At 55.6% G+C, this 232-nt stretch carries 1 protein-coding gene; it reads left to right on the top strand.

Translation table 11 applies throughout. The features are described 5' to 3' along the window. Positions 1-15 precede the first annotated feature (15 nt). Positions 16-232: Gfo/Idh/MocA family protein (locus ACSNOG_RS34090; RefSeq protein ID WP_436756534.1), on the top strand; the 217-nt coding region annotated here is incomplete at its 3' end.

The raw sequence follows: 232 nt of genomic DNA, 5'->3' as shown, positions 1-232 counted from the left end.
CACTAGGAGTGATCAATGCCAATGATTAAAGCAGGCGTAATCGGGGCCGGGGGGATGGGCGCCGTACACATCAAAAATCTCCACGAGCATGAGCATGTGCAGCTCGCCGCCATTTGCGATTCCAACGAAGCACTCGCCAAGGCACAGGCGGAGCAATACGGAGCCGCTTATTATACGGACGGCAGCGTCATGATCGAACAGGAGCCGCTCGATGTGCTGTATATCTGCATCC

The organism is Streptomyces sp. URMC 124, from assembly GCF_051386455.1.
Classification (GTDB): domain Bacteria; phylum Actinomycetota; class Actinomycetes; order Streptomycetales; family Streptomycetaceae; genus Streptomyces.
This window is presented reverse-complemented; position numbering and strand designations above follow the sequence as displayed.